We start from the raw sequence: 15283 nt of genomic DNA, 5'->3' as shown, positions 1-15283 counted from the left end.
CCCGCTGGGGGCTTTGCCCCCAGACCCCCAGGATATTTTTAGAAAGAAAAATACGGGTGAAGGGTCAGGTCCAGTCGAGGACGACTTTGCCTGAGCCTTGTTGCATGGCTTCAAAGCCTTTTGCGTAGTCGCGCACTTTGAGGCGGTGGGTGATGACGCCGCGCACGTTGAGGCCGTTTTCCAACATGGCGATCATTTTATACCATGTTTCAAAGATTTCACGGCCGTAGACGCCTTTGATCGTGATGGCTTTGAAGACGATGCGAGACCAGTCGACGGGGCTTTTGCCCGGAGGAATCCCGAGGAGGGCAATGCGCCCGCCCATGACGAGATTTTCGACCATTTGATCGAGGGCTTGCTGGCTGCCTGACATCTCAAGGCCAACGTCAAAGCCTTCGCGCATTTTGAGCGCGCCTTCTACGTCTTTGAGATCTTCGCGGGCGACGTTGACGGGAACCACGTCGGCCACTGTGCTGGCGAGATCAAGCCGGCGCTGGTCGATATCTGTGATCACCACATGGCGCGCGCCCACATGTCGCGCGACGCAGGCGGCCATTATGCCGATGGGTCCAGCGCCTGTAATGAGAACGTCTTCGCCCACCAGATCGTAGCTGAGAGCGGTGTGGACCGCGTTGCCCAAGGGATCGAGGATTGCTCCGATTTCGTCGTCAATTGCATCAGGTAGGGGCACGACATTGAAGGCGGGCAGGCGCAGATACTCGGCGAATGCGCCCTGTTCATTCACACCGATGCCGCGGGTTTCTGGATCAAGGTGGAACTTGCCTGCGCGGCTTTGACGGGACTTTTTGCCGATGAGGTGGCCTTCGCCAGAGCAGCGCTGGCCAATCGAGATGTCATGCACATCGCGGCCTATGGCGACGACTTCCCCCGCGAACTCATGGCCTGTTATAAGCGGCGTTGGCACTGTGCGTTGTGCCCAGTCATCCCAATTCCAGATGTGCAGATCGGTTCCGCAGATGCCTGTCTTGTTGATTTTGATGAGCACGTCTTCGGGGCCGATCTCGGGCACGGGCTCTTGCTGAAGCGTGAGGCCGGGCGCTGGCGCAGTTTTGACGAGGGCTTGCATGGTGTTTTTCATGGCTGGGCATTCCAGAGATCGGTTGAGAGGTATTTGAGGCCAGAGTCACAGACCACGATCGCGATTGTGCCGCCTTTTTCGCTGGTTTTGAGCAGATGAACTGCGCCTGCAAGGTTTGCGCCTGCGGAGTAGCCGCCAAATATACCTTCATGGCGGGCGAGGAGGCGGGCATAGCGCTGGGCGTCTGGGCCTGTGATGGTGAGATGGCCTGCAAGAGGTGCGCCTTTGAGGTGAGCGAGATCGGGCATGGAGTAGCCGCCACCCTGAATGGGATGGGCGGGGGTGTCGGGGTGGAGCGCGTAGCTTTTGACGCCGTGGCGCGCAAAGAAGCGGGCGGCTCCGCCGAGGGTTCCGCCAGAGCCGATAAAGTCGCAGAAAGCTGTGACGGAGCCTTTCGACTGTGCCCAGATTTCGGGGGCTGTCCCTTGCTCATGCGCGGCGGGGTTGCTGGGGTGAGCGAACTGGTCGGCGCGGAAGGCGACGCGCTCGCGGGTGAGCTGTTGCGCTGCGGCTTCGACGAGGGCGAGGTCTTCACCTGAGACTTCGCCTTTACGCGCGCCTGTGGCTTGGGGAACGAGGAGCACTTCGGCCCCTAGCGCGCGCATCATTTGCGCACGTTCGGGGGAATTGCCTTCGCTCATGACGGCTATGAAGGGATGGCCAAAGATGCCACAGACGATGGCGAGACCTGTGCCCATATTGCCAGAGGTGAGCTCGACGACTGTTTGGCCCTCGGCAAGCTCGCCAGAGGCACGGGCGGACTGGATGACCGCCAGAGCGGCACGGTCTTTCTTTGAAAAACCGGGGCTTAGGTAGTCGCATTTGGCGAGGATATGGCCTGAAAGGCCGAGATGGTCTGTGAGGCGGTCGAGCGCCACGAGGGGCGAGTTGCCGATGGCATGGGTGATGTCGGGGAGGATCTCAGGCTGGATCACAGGGCGCCCACTTCGTGGCCTGCTTCGGCGAAGGCTTGCAGGGCAGTGTCGAGGTCTGCGCGGGTGAGGGCTGCGTTCATTTGGGTGCGGATGCGCGCCTTTCCTTTGGGCACGACGGGAAAGAAAAAGCCCGAGACATAGACGCCGCGTTTGTCGAGCGCGCGCGCCATATCCTGCGCGAGTTGGGCCTCGCCCAGCATCACGGGGATGATCGGGTGTTCGCCGTCGAGCAGGGTGAAGCCTTGGTCAGTGAGGCCTTTGCGCCAGTGGGCGGCGTTTTCAAAGAGCCGGGCGCGCAGGATGTCGCCCTCCTCAACAAGTTTGAGCGCGGCGATGCCTGCGGCTGTGATCATGGGCGGTAAGGCGTTTGAAAAGAGATAGGGCCGCGCGCGCTGGCGCAAAAGGTCGATCACGGGCTGCGGGCCTGCGATGTAGCCGCCGAGCGCGCCGCCGAGGGCTTTGCCGAGCGTGCCTGTGAGGATGTCGACCGATGTGTTGAAATGGGCAGGCGTGCCTTGGCCTTTGGGGCCCATGAAGCCTGTGGCGTGGCAGTCATCGACCATGGTGAGCGCGCCGTATTGATCGGCCAGTGCCTTGATTTCGGGGAGCTTGGCGAGCGTGCCGTCCATGGAGAAGACGCCGTCTGTGGCGATCATGATATGGCGCGCGCCTGCTGCTTTGGCCGCTTTGAGCTGGGCCTCCAGATCGTCCATATCGGAAGTGGCATAGCGGTAGCGTTTGGCTTTGCAGAGGCGGATGCCGTCAATGATGGAGGCGTGGTTGAGCGCATCGGAGATGATGGCGTCATCAGGGCCGAGGAGCGGTTCAAACAGGCCGCCGTTGGCATCAAAGCAGGCGGCGAAGAGGATGGCATCGTCCATGCCAAGGAAACGCGCAAGGGCGCTTTCAAGTTCGCGGTGAAGATCGGCCGTGCCGCAGATGAAACGCACTGAGGCCATGCCGTAGCCGTGCTCGTTCATAGCCTTGGTGGCGGCCTCAATCAGCGCGGGATGGTCGGCGAGGCCGAGGTAGTTGTTGGCGCAGAGGTTGAGCATTGGCCGACCCTCGGCGGTGATGTGGGCCGATTGGGGCGTGCTGATCGCGCGCTCACGTTTGTAAAGACCGTCTGCCTCGATCTCTGCGAGTGTGGCTTTGATATCGGTGAGAAAGGCGGACATGGGGGCGCTCCCTTGAAGGTTTGTTCAAAGGTATCGCGAGGTTGGAAAATGTCAATATAAAAGAACTTTGTCCGTTATAATGGATTTTCGCCACTGACATGCTTGACGACAAGTAGGGCGCGAGCGGGGGCGCTGGCGCGAATAGCGTGGGGCTGATCGGCGCGGTAGCGTAGGGTGTCGCCCGTAGAGAGCGCTGCTTCGGCCTCTCCGCTTGTCACGGTGAGCGCGCCTGTGAGCACCGTGAGATGCTCGATTGCCGCTGCATCATGCGGCTCGGAGACAAGGCTGCCGCCTGCCTCAAAGACAAGTTCATAAAGCTCCGTTTTGCCTGCATCAGCAGGAGCAGAGAGGATGCGGATGGTGCAGCCGCGGCCTGCTTCGCTGAAGGAAGGCGTATCGGCTGCGCGAATGTGTTCCAGGATCGGAGACGCGGGGGCGGCTGAACTGTCGAGCAGGCCAGCAAAGTCGACGTTGAGAGCGCGGGTGAGATTCCAGAGGCTGGCAACCGTTGGCGAGGAGGCGCCGCGCTCGATTTGGCTGAGCATCGAGCGGGACACACCCGAAAGCTGCGAGAGCGCCTCAAGCGAGAGGCCACGCTCGGCGCGGGCCTCTTTTAGCCGCGCGGCAAGGTGGGATGTGATGTCGTGATCAATGGCCATGGGCTGTTATAGGGAGGTTTGGGCGCGGCTGGCAATATCGCGCGCAGCAGCAACGCCAGAGGACCATGCCCACTGAAAATTGAAGCCGCCCAGCCAGCCTGTGACATCGACGCATTCGCCGATCATGTAGAGACCTTTCTGAAGGCTGCTTTCCATCGACTTGGAGCTGATCTCGACTGTAGAGATGCCTCCGAGTGTCACTTCGGCAGTGCGGTAGCCCTCTGTGGCGGTGGGCTTGAGCTGCCAGTTTTGTAGGGCGCTCACGATTTCGGTGAGACGGGTGTCGGACTGATCGGCAAGATTGCCTGACAGAGCGAGGGGGATTGTGAGATGTTCGATGAGCTTGGTCGGCAGGTGGCGAGCGAGCTCAGTTGTGAGCTGCTTGCGGCCTTGCGTCTGGCGCTGACTGCGCAGGGCCTCATAGAGCGTATTTTGCGGATCAAGATTGAGGGTGATCGCCTCACCTTCGCGCCAATAGGACGAAACTTGAAGGATGGCGGGACCAGAAAGACCACGGTGGGTAAAGAGCGTGGCCTCCTCAAAACTTGTGTGGTCCGCTGTTGCGCGTGTGTCGGCGGCTGTGCCCGACAGCGGCGTGAAGGGGTTGTCAGAGAAGGTAAAGGGAACAAGGGCGGGGCGCGTCTCTGTGAGGCTGTGACCGAACTGCGCGGCGATGTCATAGGCCAGACCTGTCGCGCCCATTTTGGGAATGGATTTGCCGCCTGTTGCGAGCACGAGATTGCGCGCGAGGACAGTTTTGCGCTTTGATTTGTGCTCCAGGCCGACCACGAAATCTGTGCCGTCATAGTCTACGCTCACAACGGTGGTCTCGAGCCAGAGCGCGGCCTCAGAGTGGGCCATTTCATCGAGCAGCATGTCGATGATCTGGGTGGATTTGCCATCGCAGAACAGCTGGCCGAGCGTTTTTTCATGGTAGGCGATGCCGTGCTTTGCCACTAGCTCGATAAAGTCCCATTGGGTGTAGCGGGCCAGTGCGGATTTGGCGAAATGCGGGTTTTCGCAGAGGAAGTTCTGGGGCGTGCAATACATATTGGTGAAGTTGCAGCGACCGCCGCCGGAAATACGGATTTTCTCGCCCGGTTTCTTGGCATGATCTATGACGAGCGTGTTTGGCCCTGCGTGGGCGGCACACATGAGGCCAGCGGCGCCTGCGCCTAGGATGAGCGTGTTAACTTGCATGGGGCGGAGCTAATCTCAAGTGGGGGCTTTGGCAAGCTCTTGCCGCTTGCACGATTGGGCTTCTTTTTCAGCAGTTTGACGCGAATCGCCTACTTCCCAAAGGCGAATCGCCATGCTAAACTAAGAGGAACAGACCCCGAAAAGGGGCGGTTGAGGCAGCTAGCGGTGAAGTTAAAATGACAGAGATGGTGTATGGCACGGTTCCCGTGCAGTCGGGCGAACCTGTGCTTCCAAAGTGGTGGCGCACGATTGATAAGTGGACGCTCTCGTGCATTTTGCTTCTCTTCGGTATCGGGCTTTTGTTGGGTTTGGCGGCCAGTCCGCCTTTGGCAGAACGCAACGGCTTTGGCGCATTTCATTATGTGCAGCGGCAGGCGTTCTTTGGTGGGCTTGCGCTTGTGGCGATGCTGATCACTTCGATGATGCCGCCGCAGCTTGTGCGGCGTTTGGCCGTGATCGGCTTTCTCGTTTCGTTTGTAGCGCTCTTGGGGCTGCCTGTTTTTGGAACAGATTTTGGCAAAGGCGCTGTGCGCTGGTATAGCCTTGGCTTTGCCTCGGTGCAGCCGAGCGAATTTTTGAAGCCTGGATTTATTGTGGTAACGGCATGGCTGATGGCGGCAAGTTTTCAGATAAACGGACCTCCCGGCAAAGCGCTATCGTTTGGGCTGCTTCTCGTCATTGTGTTGATTTTGGCGATGCAGCCTGACTTTGGCCAAGCGGCTTTGTTGCTGTTTGGTTGGGGTGTCATGTACTTTATCGCCGGTGCGCCGATGATCTTGCTGATCAGTCTTGCAGGGGCGGTCGTGGCGGCGGGCAGTTTTGCTTACAATTCCTCTGAGCACTTTGCGCGGCGGATTGACGGCTTTTTGAATCCAGACATCGACCCGCGCACACAGCTTGGCTATGCAACCAACGCGATCCGCGAGGGCGGCTTTTTTGGCGTGGGTGTTGGCGAGGGGCAGGTGAAGTGGAGCTTGCCTGATGCGCATACAGATTTCATCATTGCGGTTGCGGCGGAGGAATACGGCCTCATCCTCGTGATCTGCATTATTGCGCTTTATGCTAGTATTGTTGTGCGCTCGATGCTGCGCCTCATTCGTGAGCGCGACCCGTTTGTGCGCCTTGCCGGTACTGGGCTTGCAGCAATTTTTGGCGTTCAGGCGATGATCAATCTTGGTGTTGCGGTGCGGCTTTTGCCAGCCAAAGGCATGACCTTGCCTTTCGTGAGCTACGGCGGGTCTTCGCTGATTGCAGGGGGGATTGCCGTGGGCATGTTACTTGCATTTACGCGCACAAGGCCCCAAGGGGAGATCGATGATATCTTCAGGGGTCAGAAGAGATGAGTGAGCAAAAACCGCTGCTGATTATTGCTGCGGGCGGAACAGGTGGACACATGTTTCCTGCGCAGGCTCTTGCGGAGCGGATGTTGCGTGCGGGCTGGCGTGTTAAACTGAGCACCGATGCGCGCGGTGCGCGCTACACGGGCGGTTTTCCTCACTCGGTTGAGATTGAAGAGGTGGCCTCCTCGACTTTTGCGCGCGGCGGGGCCTTGGCCAAGCTTTTGGTTCCGTTTCGGGTTTTGGGCGGCGTCTTGGCCGCGAGCTTCAAGATGCTGCGTGACAAGCCTGCTGTTGTGGTCGGCTTTGGCGGCTATCCCAGTATCCCTGCGATGGCGGCGGCATGGCTTTTGCGCAAGCCATGTATGATCCATGAACAGAACGGTGTCTTGGGCCGTGTGAATAAGATTTTTGCCAAGCGGGTTGATGTTGTGGCGTGCGGCACTTGGCCGACCACATTGCCTGAAGGCGTTGAGAGTATCCACACAGGCAATCCCGTACGTGGCACTGTGCTTGAGCGCGCGGGGGCTGGATATATCACCCCTGGGCCATACCCGATGTCTCTTTTGGTGATTGGCGGTTCGCAGGGCGCGCGGATTTTGAGCGACGTTGTCCCTGCCGCAATCGCTATGCTGCCAGAGGCGCTTTTGATGCATTTGCGTGTGGCGCATCAGGCGCGCGATGAAGATGGTGAGCGCGTGGCTGCATTTTACGCAGATCACGGCATTCCTGCTGAGGTTGAACCCTTTTTTCACGACGTGCCTGCGCGGATGAGCGAAGCGCAGCTGATTATTTCCCGCTCGGGGGCCTCATCGGTCGCTGATATTTCAGTGATCGGGCGGCCCTCGATCCTGATCCCCTATGCTGTGGCGGCGGGCGATCATCAGAGCGCAAATGCGCGTGGTCTGGCTGAGGCGGGTGGCGCGATCGTTATTCCCGAAAGCAAGCTGACGGCAGAGGTTCTGAGTGAACAGATCTTGAGTGTCATGGACACAGAAGTCGGCGCGCGGATGATGGCAGAGGCGGCGCTCTCTGTTTCAAAACCCGAGGCGGCAGAAGAATTGCAAAAGCTGGTCGAAGAACTGGCGCAGAAAGGTAAGTAATATGAGTGCAGCGGCGACGAAGCTTCCGGGCGATGTAGGGCCTATCCATTTTGTCGGAATTGGCGGGATCGGGATGTCGGGGATTGCCGAGGTTCTTTTGACCCATGGCTACACAGTGCAGGGCTCGGACCTAAAGCGCAGTAAGATCACTGACCGTTTGGCCGAAATGGGCGCGAAGATATTTGAAGGCCAGAAGGCTGAAAACCTCGCTGAGGCGCAAGTTGTTGTGATCTCATCAGCGATCAAGCCAGGCAACCCAGAGCTTGACGAAGCGCGCCTGAAAGGGCTGCCTGTTGTGCGCCGTGCCGAGATGCTGGCCGAGTTGATGCGGCTCAAATCCAACATCGCGGTGGCGGGTACGCATGGCAAGACAACGACCACGACAATGGTCGCTGCTCTTTTGGACCACGGCAAGTTTGACCCTACGGTTGTGAATGGCGGGATCATCCACGCCTATGGCTCCAATGCCCGCACGGGCGAAGGCGAGTGGATGGTTGTTGAAGCCGACGAGAGCGACGGCACGTTCAACCGCCTGCCTGCAACGATTGCGATTGTGACCAATATCGACCCTGAGCACATGGAGCACTGGGGCACAGAAGAAAATCTACACCGCGGGTTTTATGAGTTTGTCTCGGGTATTCCGTTTTACGGGATTGCGGTTTGCTGCACCGATGACAGTGATGTGCAAACTCTGGTTGGCAAGCTTACCGACCGCCGCGTTGTGACCTATGGCTTCAATGCGCAGGCAGATGTGCGTGCGGTGAACCTGCACTACAAAGACGGTGCAGCATGTTTTGATATTGTGTTGCAGAGCGAGGGCAAGCGGATTGACGGCTGCACGCTACCTATGCCTGGGGATCACAACGTTTCCAATGCTTTGAGCGCTGTCGCTGTTGCGCGGCATTTGGGTATGAAGCTTGATGAAATTCGCGCCGCTCTGGCTGCCTTTGGCGGGGTAAATCGCCGCTTTACACGTGTTGGCGTGGTGGATGGCGTTTCGATTATTGACGACTACGGCCATCACCCCACCGAGATTGCCGCTGTGCTCAAGGCAGCGCGGCAGGCCTGCGACGGGCGTATCATCGCGGTGCATCAGCCGCACCGCTATACGCGGCTGCACCACCATTTTGCCGAGTTCTGCGCCTGTTTTAACGAGGCGGATGTTGTTGGCATCGCTGATGTTTATGCCGCTGGTGAGGCTCCGATTGAAGGCGCGAGCCGTGACGATCTGATTGCCGGGCTGATTGCCCATGGTCACCGCAATGCGCAGGCGATACCTGATGAGGCGGCGCTTCTGGCGCTTGTAAAGGCCGAGGCCAAGGCGGGTGATATGGTTGTCTGTCTTGGCGCGGGCACGATCAGCGCCTGGGCGAATGGTTTGCCCGAGATGTTGGAGAAGAGCGCATGACGTTTTCACTGACACTTGCCTGCCTTTGGGCGGCAGCGGCCAATCTGCTTGGGATGCTTCCGAGTCGAGATAACCACTGGCGCCGCGCTTATGGGCTTATTGGCGTCGGGATACCGCTCTTGGGATATGTGACCTATGAAAACGGGCCCTGGGTCGGCCTGTTGGTTCTGGTGGCGGCGATGAGCATGCTGCGCTGGCCAGTGATTTATCTGATGCGCTGGCTGCGCGGTTTGGGGCGGGTGCAATGAGCCACACACTGCCAGAGGTGCGTGGCAGTTTGAGCCAAGGGAAGCTATTGAGAGAGTTGACATGGCTGCGCGTGGGCGGGCCTGCGGACTGGCTTTTCAATCCTGCCGATGTGGACGATCTGGCTGCGTTTCTTGCGGCCATTGATCCCGATATTGCAGTTTTCCCAATGGGTGTCGGCTCTAATCTTATTGTGCGCGACGGCGGCTTGCGCGCTGTTGTTGTAAAGATGGGACGCGGCTTTAACCATATCGAGATTGAGGGAAACCGCGTGCGCGCGGGTGTTGCGGCGTTGGATGCGCATGTGGCGCGCAAGGCTGCAGACGCAGGGATCGATCTGACCTTTCTGCGCACCATTCCAGGCGCGATTGGTGGCGCGGTCAAGATGAACGCGGGCTGCTATGGCAGCTATACCGCTGATGTTTTTGTGAGCGCCAAAGCGGTGACGCGAGACGGGAAAATTGTCACGCTTGGGCCTGATGATCTTAAGTTTGCGTATCGGCAAAGTGCCTTGCCTGATGGAATGGTCTTGGTTGAAGCGACCCTTGAGGGGCCCAGTGGTGAACCTGATGCGCTCCATGCACGGATGGAGGAGCAGCTCAAAAAACGCGACGCCAGCCAGCCAACCAAAGAGCGCAGCGCGGGCAGTACCTTTCGCAATCCCGCGGGCTATAGCTCCACGGGGCAAGCCGACGACACTCACGAGCTGAAAGCATGGAAAGTCATTGATGACGCAGGCATGCGTGGCGCGCGGCGCGGCGGTGCGCAGATGAGTGAGATGCACTCCAACTTCATGATCAATGCTGGCGGTGCGACGGCAGCAGACCTTGAGGGCCTTGGTGAAGACGTACGAAAAAAGGTTTACGAAAACAGCGGGATCACGCTAGAGTGGGAAATTATGAGGGTTGGCGAACCAACCCCGTGAGTCAGGCACTAGTTAACGACCAAAAACAGACGATAAACAGCAACGAGGGCCAAAAAAGGCCCCAAATTTAGGCGGATCGGGATGTCGGGCAGGACAACCCCCAAAGTAGCAGTGTTGATGGGCGGACCATCGGCGGAACGCGAGGTCTCTCTCGTGTCGGGCCGAGAATGTGCCAAAGCATTGCGCGAAGAGGGCTATGACGTAACAGAGCTGGATGCTGGGCAAGATATTGCCGAGCGTTTGCGCGCGCTTGCCCCTGATGTTGTCTTCAATGCTTTGCACGGACGCTGGGGTGAAGATGGATGCGTGCAGGGTATTCTTGAATGGCTGCACATTCCTTACACGCACTCGGGCATTTTGGCTTCATCGCTGGCGATGGACAAAGAGCGCACGAAGGATGTGTACCGCGCTCATCGGCTGCCTGTCGTGCCGTCGCTTTTGGCGTCAAAAGCCGATGTCAGCGCGGCGCATGTGATGGCGCCGCCCTATGTTGTGAAGCCCTACAATGAAGGATCGTCTGTGGGTGTTTACATCGTGCAGGAGGCCGCGAACGGGCCGCCCAAGCTCGACGAGAATATGCCCGAAACTGTGATGGTTGAAGCTTATGCGGCTGGCCGCGAGTTGACGACCACCGTGATGGGGGATCAGGCGCTGACTGTGACCGAGATCATCACCGAGGGCTGGTATGATTATGATGCAAAGTACACAGAGGGTGGCTCGCGCCATGTCTGTCCTGCTGATATTCCACAAGATATTTTTGACCTTTGCATGGAATATGCGGTCACTGCGCATCAGGCGCTTGGCTGTCGTGGAGTGAGCCGCACAGATTATCGTTGGGATGAAGCGCGCGGCGCAGAGGGGCTTGTGCTTTTGGAGACCAATACGCAGCCGGGTATGACGCCAACGTCGCTCAGCCCAGAGCAGGCGCGCGCCGTCGGAATGAGCTTTGGGGCACTTTGCGCCTGGATGGTGGATGATGCGTCATGTCTGAGATGAGAGCGCCTCGCCACATGAACAAGTCCGATCCTGCGCCAAGCCGTTGGAACTATCGCTATCAACGCTTGATGCTCACGCCATTGTTTCGGCGGGTGCTGCGCGTTGGCGTGCCCTTCACGCTCGCGCTTGGCGTTGGGTTGATTTATTTTGCCAATGAGGCGCGGCGTGACGGGTTTAACCTTGCGGTTGCAGAGATGCGCGCCGAATTTGAAAACCGTCCCGAGTTTATGGTCAAGCTGATGGCGATTGACGGTGCGACTGTTGAGTTGGCCGAAGACATTCGTGAGATTGTGCCACTCGATTTTCCGCTGTCGTCCTTTGAGCTTGATCTGGAGACGATCCGTCAGGATGTGGCAGGTTTGCAGGCGGTGAAAACCGCGCGGGTGAAGATTAAATCTGGCGGGATTTTGCAGATCGATATTGAAGAGCGGCAGCCTGTGGCTGTTTGGCGTACGAGCCAGGGGCTTGAGCTGCTGGACGCTGAAGGTGTGGCGTTTCGGGCTTTGGACAGTCGTTTCGAACGCGCCGACCTGCCCTTGATCGCTGGAGACGGGGCATCGCAAGCATTGGCTGAAGCGATGCAAATCCTTGTTGTTGCGGCGCCTTTGCAGACCCGTTTGCGCGGCGTTGCGCGGATTGGAGACCGGCGGTGGGATGTTGTTTTGGACCGTGATCAGCGGATTATGCTGCCTGAGGAGCGCCCTGTGCAGGCGCTTCAACGGGTGCTGGCGCTGAACACGGCGCGCGACCTTTTGGGGCGCGATGTGACAGTGGTGGACATGCGCGTGGCGCATCGCCCGACGATAAGAATGAGTGAAGCGGCAACACGCGAGCGCTGGAAAGTGCGCGCAACGGAAGTGAAAGTGGAAGAGCAATGATCGAGCTTTATGAATCCCAACGCGCGATGCGCAATATGCGCCGTGCAGCTATGCAGCGGGGTGTGATTGCCATTCTCGATGTGGGCAGCTCAAAGATTGCCTGCCTTGTGTTGCGCTTTGATGGCAGTGAAGTTTTGGGGGACACAGTTGCCTCTATGGCAGGGCAGGCCGGCTTTCGTGTGATTGGCGCTGCGACAACGCGGTCTCGTGGGGTGCGTTTTGGTGAGATCGATACGATGGCGGAAACTGAACGTGCCATCCGCACGGCCGTACAGGCGGCCCAAAAGATGGCCAATATCCGTGTCGACCATGTGGTTGCTTGCTTCTCGGGTGGCGACCCTCGTTCTTATGGGCTTGTGGGCGATGTGGATATTGATGGGCACGTGGTCAGTGATGAAGATGTGAGCCGTGTGCTCAGTGCTTGTGATGTGCCTGAGATTGGCATGGGGCGTGAAGTGCTTCACGCGCAGCCCGTGAACTTTGCTCTTGATCATCGTTCGGGCCTGTCTGATCCGCGTGGACAGATGGGTGCGCGGTTGGCGACAGATATGCATCTTTTGTCTGTCGAGGGCTCGGTGATCCAGAACCTCGCGCATTGTGTGCGCCGCTGTGATCTGGAACTCGCGGGTATCTATTCGTCGTCTTATGCCTCGGGCTATGCGGCGCTTGTCGAAGATGAGCAAGAGCTTGGCGCGGCGTGTATCGACATGGGCGGTGGGACCACGGGTGTTTCGATCTTTATGAAGAAGCACATGATTTACGCTGATGCTGTGCGCCTTGGCGGAGACCATGTGACAGGCGATATTTCGATGGGTCTGCAAGTGCCGATGAGCACGGCAGAGCGCATTAAGACGTTTTACGGCGGCGTTGTCGCAACCGGCATGGATGACCGCGAGATGATTGATATGGGCGGTGACACAGGTGATTGGGAGCATGACCGTCGCTCCGTGAGCCGTACCGAACTGATCGGGATTATGCGTCCGCGTGTGGAGGAAATTCTCGAAGAGGTGCGTGCCAAGCTCGATGCAGCGGGATTTGACCACCTGCCGAGCCAGCAGATTGTTTTGACGGGTGGCGCAAGCCAGATCCCCGGCCTTGACGGGTTGGCAAGCCGCATTCTGGGCCAGCAAGTGCGGCTTGGGCGTCCGATCCGCGTACAAGGCTTGCCGCAGGCGGCCACTGGGCCAGGCTTTGCGAGCGCGGTGGGCCTATCGCTCTTTGCGGCGCATCCGCAGGACGAGTGGTGGGACTTCGAACTGCCTGTGGACCGCTATCCTGCGCGCTCCTTGAAGCGGGTGATGCGCTGGTTCCGCGACAACTGGTAAAACAACAAAGGCCGCCCCAAGAGGAGCGGCCTTTGTCTTTAGGGGTGTGAGCTTATGGCTTGATGTAGGTGTAACCCTGCATTTGAAGATGTGAGAGCTCGGCAACGCCACTTGGCACGATGTCTTCTGCATAAACATCAAAGAGATCATTTTCGTAGGAAATCTTGCGGCCCTTCAGGGTGTTGTTGCAGACATGAACAGCAACGTTCTGACCTTTGAGTTCGAGCACTTGCCCGCGCAGGCCTTCATTGGCTTTGGCTTGGGACAAAAGGCCGAGGCCGTTGCCATGAAGCACCACTTTGATGTCCATGTTCTCAGCGCCAACGGCATTGATGTGGTTTTGGATGTTGCGCATCGCACCGCGGTATTTTTTGTCGTCCGGACCGCCATCGTAGTTGATGTGATACACGACTTTCTGTTTGCCATAGCGCTCGTTTGCGTCGGCATCGGCGGCTGTAAAGACAAAGCTGGCGGCGGCAATTGTGAGCGCCATGGCCATTGAGATAAGTTTCTTCATAATAGTCTCCCTCTTGGTTTGGTTGCTTGCTGCAACGCTTTGAGAAGGATGACAGGCTGGAGCCAAATGCAAAGCTAGGAGGAACCACGGGTTTGGGGCTAGGGCTATGCCTAGGGTGCGCTCTTAGCTGGCCAGCGCGATCAGCTGGCTTGAGGAGCGCGCCTCATATTTCTTGAGGAGATTGGCGCGGTGGAATTCGACTGTCTTGGGGTTGATGCCGAGTTTGCGCGCGATTTCCTTTGAGGAAAACCCTTCCGCAATCAGGCTTAGAACTTCGCGTTCGCGGTTGGTCAGGTCGGGCTGTGGCGTTGCGGACGGAGTGCGCGATGCGGGGCGGCGCAAACGAAGCATTGCTGCGAGCAAAAGAAGTGGCAGCAGAAGGGTGCCTACCAAAAGCGGCCAGCTGCGCCAGATCTTTTGCACGAGGCTCAGGGCTTCGATGCGACTGGTGTAGGCATCATTGAGTTCTTGGACCGCATGATAGGCAACTGGCGCCGTCCAGATATCGCGCAGCCGCGACGCTTCGGCGCGCGGGCTTGACTTGGCGCTGAGAAGTGCGAGCGCCAGACTGTCCCTTAATTCGGGATCAACGCCTGCCAGAACGGCGAAGGGCCACTCGGGGTAAAGGCGTGTGCTGATGCGGTTAGGGTGCGCGTAAGTTGCGCTGGTATTGAGATAAGTAAAGTCGGTTGCTTTGTAGTGCCCATCAGCGATCAGTCGTTCGATGAGCCCGCTGCGTACGATACCGATATCGGCGCGTCCTGTGGCGACGCGTGCCACGACCTCATCCATCGGGAACCCGACAAAGACCAGTTCGGCGGTATCGGTGAAGAGATTCAGGCCAGCATTCTCAAACTCGCGCCATGCGGTCTGAAAGCCGCCAAAGGCCATCTTGTCGATTGCGGCAACTGTCTTGCCTGCCGCATCGATCAGCGCTGTTATGCCAGTGTCGGCGCGGGCAAAGATGAGGCTGCCAAAGTCGCCCGCATAGCTGCCGTCGCTTTGCTGAACGCTGCGAGAGGCAATCACGCTCATCGCATGCTTGGCGCTTAGGTCAACAAAGTGCCCTGGGTTGGTCAGTACAAAGTCGACCTGACCCGAGGCGATCTGAGTTGAGGCGGACGCGAGTGTGACAGGGACAAGCTCGAAGCGATATCTGGGCAGGGAGGCATCAAGATAGGTTTTCAGGCCATGCCAGTGGGCGAGCGCATCTTCATAGCCGAGATAAGCAAGTACGCCGATGCGAGCTGTTGGCAATGTATCTTGGGCTTTGGCGGGGGTGAAGCCGACCAAGGCGATCATGAGTATTGCTATCCATCCTTTGAGCATGTGCTCCTCCCTTTGTCTTTATAGGGCGCAGAGAGCGTGGCTGGCAAATAGACAATAGGATACTGCAGTTTAAAAACGGCGCGGTGGGGCTTGGCAGGGCTGGAAGTTATGAAAATCTTGTGATAGACTTAATCCTAACGCTCACAAA

Annotated in this window: 15 protein-coding genes; 8 read left to right on the top strand and 7 right to left on the bottom strand. The window is 58.3% G+C overall.

Annotation, left to right across the window (positions count from 1 at the left end):
- Positions 1-64: 64 nt before the first annotated feature.
- From tdh to P8O11_RS12375, 5 genes are all read right to left on the bottom strand, one after another.
- Complete coding sequence (gene tdh / locus P8O11_RS12395; RefSeq protein WP_300294619.1) at positions 65-1087, bottom strand: L-threonine 3-dehydrogenase; 1023 nt, start codon at positions 1085-1087, stop codon at positions 65-67.
- An 8-nt stretch (positions 1088-1095) separates the two neighbouring features.
- Complete coding sequence (locus P8O11_RS12390; RefSeq protein WP_300294613.1) at positions 1096-2034, bottom strand: PLP-dependent cysteine synthase family protein; 939 nt, start codon at positions 2032-2034, stop codon at positions 1096-1098.
- A complete protein-coding gene (locus P8O11_RS12385; RefSeq protein WP_300294611.1) occupies positions 2031-3212 on the bottom strand; it encodes a glycine C-acetyltransferase in 1182 nt (393 codons plus the stop codon). Before P8O11_RS12385 ends, P8O11_RS12390 begins: the two co-directional genes overlap by 4 nt.
- 74 nt (positions 3213-3286) lie before the next feature.
- Positions 3287-3871, bottom strand: coding sequence for an XRE family transcriptional regulator (locus tag P8O11_RS12380; RefSeq protein ID WP_300294609.1), 585 nt, complete (start codon positions 3869-3871; stop codon positions 3287-3289).
- A 6-nt stretch (positions 3872-3877) separates the two neighbouring features.
- A complete protein-coding gene (locus P8O11_RS12375; protein ID WP_300294607.1) occupies positions 3878-5071 on the bottom strand; it encodes an NAD(P)/FAD-dependent oxidoreductase in 1194 nt (397 codons plus the stop codon).
- Between the two features lie 176 nt (positions 5072-5247).
- On the opposite strand from P8O11_RS12375, the gene ftsW reads away from it, so the two are divergent.
- From ftsW to ftsA, 8 genes are all read left to right on the top strand, one after another.
- On the top strand, positions 5248-6414 hold the full coding sequence (gene ftsW / locus P8O11_RS12370; protein ID WP_300294605.1) for a putative lipid II flippase FtsW: 1167 nt from the start codon (positions 5248-5250) through the stop codon (positions 6412-6414).
- Entirely contained in the window at positions 6411-7511 is a 1101-nt protein-coding gene (locus P8O11_RS12365) for a glycosyltransferase (protein ID WP_300294603.1), read from the top strand. Before ftsW ends, P8O11_RS12365 begins: the two co-directional genes overlap by 4 nt.
- Position 7512: 1 nt before the next feature.
- Positions 7513-8919, top strand: a complete 1407-nt coding sequence (gene murC / locus P8O11_RS12360; RefSeq protein ID WP_300294601.1) for a UDP-N-acetylmuramate--L-alanine ligase — start codon at positions 7513-7515, stop codon at positions 8917-8919.
- On the top strand, positions 8916-9167 hold the full coding sequence (locus P8O11_RS12355) for a DUF2484 family protein (protein WP_300294599.1): 252 nt from the start codon (positions 8916-8918) through the stop codon (positions 9165-9167). Before murC ends, P8O11_RS12355 begins: the two co-directional genes overlap by 4 nt.
- Positions 9164-10090 carry a UDP-N-acetylmuramate dehydrogenase gene (gene murB, locus P8O11_RS12350; RefSeq protein WP_300294597.1) on the top strand — a complete coding sequence of 309 codons (927 nt, stop codon included), beginning with the start codon at positions 9164-9166 and terminating at the stop codon, positions 10088-10090. The genes P8O11_RS12355 and murB overlap by 4 nt, the downstream gene beginning before the upstream one ends.
- A gap of 81 nt (positions 10091-10171) precedes the next feature.
- Entirely contained in the window at positions 10172-11086 is a 915-nt protein-coding gene (locus P8O11_RS12345; RefSeq protein ID WP_300294595.1) for a D-alanine--D-alanine ligase, read from the top strand.
- Complete coding sequence (locus tag P8O11_RS12340) at positions 11074-11964, top strand: cell division protein FtsQ/DivIB (RefSeq protein ID WP_300294593.1); 891 nt, start codon at positions 11074-11076, stop codon at positions 11962-11964. Before P8O11_RS12345 ends, P8O11_RS12340 begins: the two co-directional genes overlap by 13 nt.
- Positions 11961-13289, top strand: a complete 1329-nt coding sequence (ftsA, locus tag P8O11_RS12335; RefSeq protein WP_300294591.1) for a cell division protein FtsA — start codon at positions 11961-11963, stop codon at positions 13287-13289. The genes P8O11_RS12340 and ftsA overlap by 4 nt, the downstream gene beginning before the upstream one ends.
- Positions 13290-13341: 52 nt before the next feature.
- Here ftsA and P8O11_RS12330 read toward each other — a convergent pair whose 3' ends face one another.
- Together P8O11_RS12330 and P8O11_RS12325 are read right to left on the bottom strand one after the other, a co-directional pair.
- Positions 13342-13806, bottom strand: a complete 465-nt coding sequence (locus P8O11_RS12330) for a DsrE family protein (protein WP_300294589.1) — start codon at positions 13804-13806, stop codon at positions 13342-13344.
- 123 nt (positions 13807-13929) lie between these two features.
- Positions 13930-15135: a PhnD/SsuA/transferrin family substrate-binding protein gene (locus P8O11_RS12325; RefSeq protein WP_300294587.1), complete on the bottom strand. Its 1206-nt coding sequence runs from the start codon at positions 15133-15135 to the stop codon at positions 13930-13932.
- Positions 15136-15283 lie beyond the last annotated feature (148 nt).

It is taken from the genome of Lentibacter sp. (assembly GCF_029254145.1).
In the GTDB taxonomy this organism is placed as follows: Bacteria; Pseudomonadota; Alphaproteobacteria; order Rhodobacterales; family Rhodobacteraceae; genus Lentibacter.
The sequence above is the reverse complement of the archived record's forward strand: the minus strand, read 5'-3'. Positions and strand labels throughout refer to the sequence as shown.

Excerpts from the sequence above, each read along its gene's own strand:
- P8O11_RS12325 (WP_300294587.1), bottom strand. The coding sequence starts at position 15,135 with ATGCTCAAAGGATGGATAGCAATACTCATGATCGCCTTGGTCGGCTTC.
- P8O11_RS12365 (WP_300294603.1), top strand. The coding sequence starts at position 6,411 with ATGAGTGAGCAAAAACCGCTGCTGATTATTGCTGCGGGCGGAACAGGT.
- P8O11_RS12385 (WP_300294611.1), bottom strand. The coding sequence starts at position 3,212 with ATGTCCGCCTTTCTCACCGATATCAAAGCCACACTCGCAGAGATCGAG.
- murC (WP_300294601.1), top strand. The coding sequence starts at position 7,513 with ATGAGTGCAGCGGCGACGAAGCTTCCGGGCGATGTAGGGCCTATCCAT.
- P8O11_RS12340 (WP_300294593.1), top strand. The coding sequence starts at position 11,074 with ATGTCTGAGATGAGAGCGCCTCGCCACATGAACAAGTCCGATCCTGCG.
- P8O11_RS12375 (WP_300294607.1), bottom strand. The coding sequence starts at position 5,071 with ATGCAAGTTAACACGCTCATCCTAGGCGCAGGCGCCGCTGGCCTCATG.
- tdh (WP_300294619.1), bottom strand. The coding sequence starts at position 1,087 with ATGCAAGCCCTCGTCAAAACTGCGCCAGCGCCCGGCCTCACGCTTCAG.
- murB (WP_300294597.1), top strand. The coding sequence starts at position 9,164 with ATGAGCCACACACTGCCAGAGGTGCGTGGCAGTTTGAGCCAAGGGAAG.
- P8O11_RS12345 (WP_300294595.1), top strand. The coding sequence starts at position 10,172 with ATGTCGGGCAGGACAACCCCCAAAGTAGCAGTGTTGATGGGCGGACCA.
- ftsW (WP_300294605.1), top strand. The coding sequence starts at position 5,248 with ATGACAGAGATGGTGTATGGCACGGTTCCCGTGCAGTCGGGCGAACCT.
- P8O11_RS12355 (WP_300294599.1), top strand. The coding sequence starts at position 8,916 with ATGACGTTTTCACTGACACTTGCCTGCCTTTGGGCGGCAGCGGCCAAT.
- P8O11_RS12380 (WP_300294609.1), bottom strand. The coding sequence starts at position 3,871 with ATGGCCATTGATCACGACATCACATCCCACCTTGCCGCGCGGCTAAAA.
- P8O11_RS12330 (WP_300294589.1), bottom strand. The coding sequence starts at position 13,806 with ATGAAGAAACTTATCTCAATGGCCATGGCGCTCACAATTGCCGCCGCC.
- ftsA (WP_300294591.1), top strand. The coding sequence starts at position 11,961 with ATGATCGAGCTTTATGAATCCCAACGCGCGATGCGCAATATGCGCCGT.